We start from the raw sequence: 6776 nt of genomic DNA on the forward strand, positions 1-6776 counted from the left end.
CGCCCAGCAGCAGCGCGGGCAGCGTGGAGGAGGCGAGCACGCGCTCCATGTCGTCCACGACCGGCAGCTTCAGCCAGGTGTAGGCGGTACGCCTGCCGAGGCCCGAGGCGATCGTGATCGACTGGGCGACGGCGTCGGGGGATAGGTCGTTACGGATCTTCCCGTCCTGCCAGCGGGAGAGGAACGGCTCGACCATCGCCATGAGATGACGGTCATTCAGCTCGTCCACGGCACGGGCGGTGTTCTCCAGGACGGAGGGCGTCGCCGCGTCGTCCAGGGCGATACGGGTGAGCATCTTGCCGCCGTCGAAGCCCATCGCGGCGATCGTCTCGGCGTCGTAGCCGGTGAAGCGGTCGTCGATCTCGAAGACCGAGCCCGCGAGGCCGGCCCGGTTCATGGAGCCGAAGACGTTCTTGCCGTCGAGGACGCCGAGCAGGAGCAGGTCCTCCAGGATGTCGGCGGTCGCGAGGACGCCGGTCACACCCGGCCGCTCGAGGGCGACGCACATGCGGTCCAGCAGCTCGAAGCGGTCGGCCATGGCGGACGGATCGCCGCCCACCGCATTGGCGCCGCGCGCGGGGTGGTCGGCGGCGACGATCATCGCCTTGCCGTGCTCGCCGAGCAGCGACGTGGCCTTCACGCGCCGGGCGGCCGCCGCCGCGATGGCGCCGGGGTCGTTGACCCGGGCGTCCACGATCCGGCTCACCTTGTCGGACAGCACGTCCTCACACCTCTCGTTCGTTGGGGGTGGCCGCGCGGAGCTGCGCCTCCACCTCGGCCTCGGTCGGCATCGCGTCGGAGCAGGCCAGCCGGCTTGCGACAATGGCGCCGGCGGCGTTGGCGAACGTCACCGTCCGGCGGGTGTCCCAGCCGGACAGCAGGCCGTGACAGAGCGCGCCGCCGAAGGCGTCGCCGGCACCGAGGCCGTTGACGACGTCCACCGGGACCGGCGGGATCTCGGCAATCGAGCCGTCGTGTCCCATGGCCAGCACGCCCTTCGGCCCCTGCTTCACCACCGCCAGCTGCACCCCGGCCGCGAGCAGCGCCTTCGCGGCGGCGTACGGCTCCCGCTCACCGGTGGCCACCTCGCACTCGGCGAGGTTGCCCACGGCGACGGTGGTGTGCCGCAGCGCCTCGGCGTAGTGCGTACGGGCCTTGGCCGGGTCGGCCCAGGCTGTGTCTTTCCAAAACGTCGGCCGCCAGTCGAGGTCGAAGACCGTCGTCCCCGACGTCGCGCGGTGGGTGAGGGCCGCAAGGGTCGCGCTGCGGCTCGGCTCCTCGCTGAGCCCCGTGCCGGTGACCCAGAGGATCCTCGCGTCGCGGACGGCGCCGAGGTCCACTTCCTCCGGGCGTATGTCCAGGTCGGGAGCCTTGGGCAGGCGGTAGAAGTACAGCGGGAAGTCGTCCGGCGGGAAGATCTCGCAGAACGTCACCGGGGTCGGCGCGATGCCCGACGTGCCGACGAAACGGCTGTCGACGCCATAGCCCTCCAGCGCCGTACGGACGAAGTCACCGAACGGGTCGCGGCCCGTCTTGGTGATCACGGCCGAGGAGTGCCCGTACCGGGCGGCGGCGACGGCGACATTGGTCGGGCTGCCGCCCAGGTACTTGCCGAACGAGGTGACCTCGGCCAGCCCCACACCCGTCTGGAGCGGATACACATCCACTCCGACGCGGCCCATGGTCAGCACTTCGAACGGCATCGCGGATTTCCCTTCGCACCGGAGACTCCGGGGAGCTTTGATCGACTGTCGCGCTCTACTAGCGCGCTCTAGGCGAGTACGATGACTCCAGTCCAAATGTCATGTCAATAGGTTGTTGCCAGGAGATTTCACGGCCGCCCGTAGGGTGGTCGGCGTCGGAGGGTGGGATCAGCAGTGGATGTATCGGGCAAGCAGCGGCCCACGATGGCGGACGTCGCCGAGAAGGCGGGTGTCTCGCGGGCGCTGGTCTCGATCGTCTTCCGCGATCAGCCGGGGGCCAGTCAGGAGACCCGCGAGCGCGTGCTGCGCGTCGCCGACGAGATCGGCTACCGCCCCGACAACGCGGCCCGGCTGCTGGCCCGCGGCCGCAGCCGCACGCTCGGCGTGATGTTCACCGCCCACCACACGTTCCACGCCGACCTGCTGGAGGGCATCTACGGCGAGGCGGAACGGCTCGGGTACGACGTCCTGCTGTCCGCGACCGCGCCGGGCCGGGGTGAGTCCAAGGCGGTCGAGTCCCTGCTCGGGCACCGCTGCGAAGCGGTGATCCTGCTCGGCACGGACGCGGCGGCGGCGGACCTGGACGCACTCGGCCGGCGCACGGTCGCCGTAGCGGTGGGCCGACGGGTGCCAGGAGCCCGCCTCGACAGCGTCCACAGCGCCGAGAGCAAGGGCATACGGCAGGCCATGGACCACCTTGTCGAACTGGGCCACCACCGGATCGTGCACATCGACGGCGGCCGGGGCCCCGGCTCCGCCGAGCGGCGGCGCGCCTACCGGGCGGCGATGCGCCGTGCTGGGCTGGAGTCGGAACTGCGGGTGATCCCCGGCGACCACACCGAGCTGTCGGGCATCGAGGCCGGCCGACTGCTCCTGGCGGAGCGTGACAGCGGGGGGCGGTTGCCGACGGCGGTCCTCGCGGGCAACGACCGTTGCGCGATGGGCCTGTTGTTGGCCCTGACACGGGCGGGCGTCGAGGTTCCGCGCGACATGTCCGTCGTCGGCTACGACGACAGCCACCTCTCCCACCTGATGCCGATCGGCCTGACCACGGTGCGTCAGGACGCGGTCCTCATGGCGGAGCACGCGGTGCGTTTCGCCGTGGAGCGCCTGGACGACGAGGAGTTGGAGCCGCGCGAGGCAGTGCTGGAGCCGAAGCTGGTGGTACGGGGGACCAGCGGGCCGGCGCCCGAGGCGGCGGCCGGCTGAGCGGTCGACGGGGCAGGTGGGCTGCCAGGTACGGCAACCCGTCCCGGGCCCCGGCCTGTCGCGCGCACGGGCGGGGTCAGTCGGCGGCGGGAGCCGCCTTCGCGCGCATCATCACGCAGTCGAACTCGACCACCCGCCCCGTCGCCGCCTCGCGGGTCACCGGATACATGCCGGTGATCTCGAAACCCTCGGCCTCGTACGCGGCGACCGCCTCGCTCATCGGCGGGCTGCCCTCGTACAGCCGCAGCACGGCGACCTCCGACTGCAGGCCCACGAAGTCGGCGATGCGAGTGCCGGCGCCGGCGAAGACCTCCAGGTCGTAGCCCTGGGTGTCCATCTTCAGGTAGGGGCGCGGCTCCTCGATGCCGGCGAGGGCCTGCTCCATCACGCCGTCCAGCCGCCGGATCTCGATCTCTTCCGTACGGGTCGTGGCGAACCGGCGGTAGCGGTCGCGGCCGTAATCGCTGGGCGGAAGCAGCGAGTTCATGGTCTTCCAGCCGGTGTGGATGGACGTGACGGTGTCCTCGCGGCCGAGACCGCAGTGGTGGACCTGCCAGTCGGGGTCGTCCCGGGCGGCCTTGCTGAGCTTGGCGAAGGCGTCCGCGGTGGGCTCGAAGGAGACGATGCGCCCGGTGTAGCCGAGCCGGCGCAGGCGGCGGGCGTACTGCCCGGTGTTGGCGCCGACGTCGAAGACGCAGTTCACGCCGTACAGTTCGAGCATCGCGGCCACGTGCTGGGCGCACAGGTACTCGGCCGCCGCCAGCTGGATCCTGCGCTCGTCCGCGTCGGCCTGCCGGTCGAGAAGGAGTCGCGCGCCGGTGTCGCCGAGGGGGACGCCGGTCCATTCAGGGGCGGGACCGGCTGCCGTACGGGCCTTGCCGCCCAGCACGAGCCAGGTGTCCTTGCCGGCGTCCGACACCGAGTACCGGCCGTCGTCCCTGACCAGCAGATCCGCCCCCGGGCCGAGCGGGATCCGGGCCCGCCGTCCGCGCCGGGACACCACCGCGGTCCCCGGTCCGAGGTCGGTCACCTGTACCCCCAGCCGGGGCATCAACCTGAGCAGTCGTCGGTAAAGGGTCTGCATCCGCCCACCCTGGCAGAGATGTCATCAGGGCGTCGTACGGTTGAACGTTTTTCGTCTTCCCGGAAGCCGGAGAGGGTGCCGAGCCGTGTCTGTGGGCCTCATCGGACGACCTGGGCGAGCGGCCGGCCGGCGGGGGCGACGGCGAGGGGGCCGGTTTCCGGCCCCCTCGGCGGGTCAGGCCGCGGCCTGCTCGCTGCCGTGGCCGTGCACCCGGGCGATGACCTCGGTGAGCTGGGCGGCGACCTCGGAGTCGTCGGCCGGGTGGGTCTCGGCGAAACGGGTCACGGAACCGGGGATGGAGAGCTTGATGTCCTCCAGCACCTTGCCGCCGGCGATGCCCACGGCCTTACGGGTCTCGTCCTGCGCCCACACACCGCCGTACTGGCCGAAGGCGGTGCCGACCACGGCGACCGGCTTGCCGGTGATCGCGCCGGCGCCGTACGGGCGGGACAGCCAGTCGATGGCGTTCTTCAGAACGGCCGGGATGGTGCCGTTGTACTCGGGGGTGAAGAACAGCAGCGCATCGGCGGTGGCCGCGGCCTCGCGCAGGCGGGCGGCGGACGCCGGGACGCTGCCCTCGACGTCGATGTCCTCGTTGTAGAAGGGGATGTCGGCCAGGCCCTCGAAGAGCTGGACATCGGCGCCCTCGGGGGCGACCTTGACGGCCGCCTCGGCGAGCTGGCGGTTGTGCGAACCGGCGCGGAGGCTGCCGACGAGCGCGAGGATGCGTACGGACATGGGGGAACTCCCGAGGTGAATCGCGACTGAGATATCCGGACCGAGGTCCGGTTGCCTTTGTAGCACCATAACCGGACCGCGGTCCAATTTCTTCCCGGTGCTTTACTCTGTCTTCATGTCCGCCTCCCTCCCGCCCATCCCGGAGCAACAGGAACCCATCGACGCACCGCAGTTGCTCGAACTCGGCACGCCCGAAGAGGAGCCGTGCCTGCGGGCCGACGCCGCGCGCAACCGCGCACGGCTGCTGGAGGCGGCCGGCCGGCTGGTCGCCGAGCACGGCGCATCCGCGGTGACGATGGAGGCGGTGGCCGCGGCCGCCGCGGTGGGCAAGGGGACGGTCTTCCGCCGCTTCGGGGACCGCGTCGGCCTGCTCACGGCACTGCTCGACCACTCCGAGAAGAAGTTCCAGGCCGCGTTCCTCAGCGGGCCCCCGCCTCTCGGCCCCGGCGCGTCGCCGGTCGAGCGGCTGCGCGCGTTCGGCTGCGCCGCGCTGCGCCGGGCGATGGAAGAGCTGGACCTCCAGCTCGCGGCCGAAAGCGGCCCCGACCGCCGCTTCACCCACCCGGCGCGGCGTCTGCTGCACGGACACGTCGTCCTGCTGCTGCGGCAGGCGGTCCCGGACGCGGACTGCGAACTGCTCGCGCAGACCCTCATGGGATATCTCGATCCCGCGGTGATCCATCACCTGACGAAGCAGTGCGGGATGCCGCTGGAGCGGCTCGAGGCCGGGTGGATCGATCTGGTCGCCCGGGTGACGCGGACCGAACCGCCCGGCTGAGGTTCAGGGACTGTCTGGCGGATCATGCCGCAGTCGCCGGGGGGCCGGCACCCCGCCTCTGCGGCTGCAAGTTCGTTCAATGAGAGACGATGTCCCCCCGCCCGGGGCCCCGGCTGCCGCCTCTGCCAAGATGCGTTCGCAATGGTGCAGATACCGAACACTCCCGCGTCCGCGCTGCCCGCCCAGCGCTCCGTGCCCACGAGCGCCGACGTGGCCCGGCTGGCCGGCGTCTCGCGCGCGACCGTCTCCTACGTCCTGAACAACACCAGCGCCGTGCGGATCAGCGAGCCCACGCGCCGTCGCGTGCACGCGGCCGCCAAGGAACTCGGATACGTACCGCACGCGGCGGCCCGCAGTCTGCGCGCTGGGCACAGCCGGATGGTCCTCATGCCGTCCCCGGCCATCCCCGTCGGCCCGCTGTACAGCCAGTTCATCAACGAACTCCAGTGGGCCCTCAGCCGGCTCGACTACACGGTCGTCCAGCACGGCACCCCGGGCCTGCACGGCGACGACGCCGCCCGCGCCTGGGCCGAGCTGCGGCCGGTCGCCGTCCTGGTACCCGGCTCGAGCCTCGGTCCACAGGGCGTGGCGGTGCTCAAGCGCTCCGGCGCTCGCGCCGTGGTGACCCTCGGCCCCGAGGCCGTCGAGGGCGCACACGCCCTGCTCATGGACCACGCGGCCGTCGGCCAGGTAGCCGCCGCCCATCTGTACGCCGGCGGCCGGCGCCGTATCGGCGTCGTCGTCCCCGAGGAGCCCGGCCTCGGGATCTACTCGAGGCCCCGCCTCGACGGAGCACGCCGGGCCCTGCACGGCACGGACGCCGTCCTGACCGAGCTGCCCCTCGCCCACGAGGAGGAGGCCGCCGCCCGCCTCGCCGCGCGCTGGCACACCCTGGGCCTCGACGCGGTCTTCGCCTACAACGACGAATACGCGATGCTGCTGATGCGCGCCCTGCAGGACGAGGGCGTGCGCATCCCCGAGGACACGGCGGTGATCGGCGCCGACGACCTGATGCTCGGCCGGCTGCTGCGGCCCCGGCTGAGCACGGTCCACATCGAGCTGCCGTCCGGCCGGGAACTCGCCGAGCTGGTCGACCGCGCGGTACGCAACCCGGGCGCCGAGCCCGAGCGGCGCGAGGTGCTGGGGGCCGCGGTGGTGCACCGCGACTCCAGCTGACGGTTACTTATGGCCGGGCGTGTCTTGTACGGGGTGACCAAGCGGGCTCGGCGAAGTCCGGTGCGGTTCGGCGGCGCCCCGAAGGGGC

7 protein-coding genes are annotated in these 6776 nt (G+C 72.0%); 3 read left to right on the forward strand and 4 right to left on the reverse strand.

The window, feature by feature from the left end; translation table 11 throughout:
* Positions 1 to 721 (reverse strand): aldolase (locus StrepF001_RS43840; protein ID WP_129803653.1); only part of this gene is annotated, 721 nt, incomplete at its 3' end.
* Between the two features lie 4 nt (positions 722 to 725).
* Complete coding sequence (gene iolC / locus StrepF001_RS43845; protein WP_129803654.1) at positions 726 to 1703, reverse strand: 5-dehydro-2-deoxygluconokinase; 978 nt, start codon at positions 1701 to 1703, stop codon at positions 726 to 728.
* A 204-nt stretch (positions 1704 to 1907) separates the two neighbouring features.
* On the opposite strand from iolC, the gene StrepF001_RS43850 reads away from it, so the two are divergent.
* Positions 1908 to 2912: a LacI family DNA-binding transcriptional regulator gene (locus StrepF001_RS43850; protein WP_129803659.1), complete on the forward strand. Its 1005-nt coding sequence runs from the start codon at positions 1908 to 1910 to the stop codon at positions 2910 to 2912.
* 76 nt (positions 2913 to 2988) lie between these two features.
* On the opposite strand, the gene StrepF001_RS43855 is transcribed toward StrepF001_RS43850, so the two are convergent.
* Positions 2989 to 3996: an FkbM family methyltransferase gene (locus tag StrepF001_RS43855; RefSeq protein ID WP_129803655.1), complete on the reverse strand. Its 1008-nt coding sequence runs from the start codon at positions 3994 to 3996 to the stop codon at positions 2989 to 2991.
* Positions 3997 to 4170: 174 nt separating this feature from the next.
* Positions 4171 to 4734, reverse strand: coding sequence for an NAD(P)H-dependent oxidoreductase (locus tag StrepF001_RS43860; RefSeq protein ID WP_129803656.1), 564 nt, complete (start codon positions 4732 to 4734; stop codon positions 4171 to 4173).
* Between the two features lie 115 nt (positions 4735 to 4849).
* On the opposite strand from StrepF001_RS43860, the gene StrepF001_RS43865 reads away from it, so the two are divergent.
* On the forward strand, positions 4850 to 5512 hold the full coding sequence (locus StrepF001_RS43865) for a TetR/AcrR family transcriptional regulator (protein ID WP_129803657.1): 663 nt from the start codon (positions 4850 to 4852) through the stop codon (positions 5510 to 5512).
* A 141-nt stretch (positions 5513 to 5653) separates the two neighbouring features.
* Positions 5654 to 6688 (forward strand): LacI family DNA-binding transcriptional regulator, encoded by a 1035-nt coding sequence (locus StrepF001_RS43870; RefSeq protein ID WP_129803658.1) that lies wholly within the window; start codon positions 5654 to 5656, stop codon positions 6686 to 6688.
* Positions 6689 to 6776 lie beyond the last annotated feature (88 nt).

Origin of the sequence: Streptomyces sp. F001 (genome assembly GCF_004187715.1) — a bacterium.
GTDB lineage: Bacteria > Actinomycetota > Actinomycetes > Streptomycetales > Streptomycetaceae > Streptomyces > Streptomyces flavusporus.

What these genes read in the sequence shown, in the direction of transcription:
- StrepF001_RS43870 (WP_129803658.1), top strand. Translation starts at nt 5,654, where the DNA reads ATGGTGCAGATACCGAACACTCCCGCGTCCGCGCTGCCCGCCCAGCGC.
- StrepF001_RS43855 (WP_129803655.1), bottom strand. Translation starts at nt 3,996, where the DNA reads ATGCAGACCCTTTACCGACGACTGCTCAGGTTGATGCCCCGGCTGGGG.
- StrepF001_RS43865 (WP_129803657.1), top strand. Translation starts at nt 4,850, where the DNA reads ATGTCCGCCTCCCTCCCGCCCATCCCGGAGCAACAGGAACCCATCGAC.
- StrepF001_RS43860 (WP_129803656.1), bottom strand. Translation starts at nt 4,734, where the DNA reads ATGTCCGTACGCATCCTCGCGCTCGTCGGCAGCCTCCGCGCCGGTTCG.
- StrepF001_RS43850 (WP_129803659.1), top strand. Translation starts at nt 1,908, where the DNA reads ATGGCGGACGTCGCCGAGAAGGCGGGTGTCTCGCGGGCGCTGGTCTCG.
- iolC (WP_129803654.1), bottom strand. Translation starts at nt 1,703, where the DNA reads ATGCCGTTCGAAGTGCTGACCATGGGCCGCGTCGGAGTGGATGTGTAT.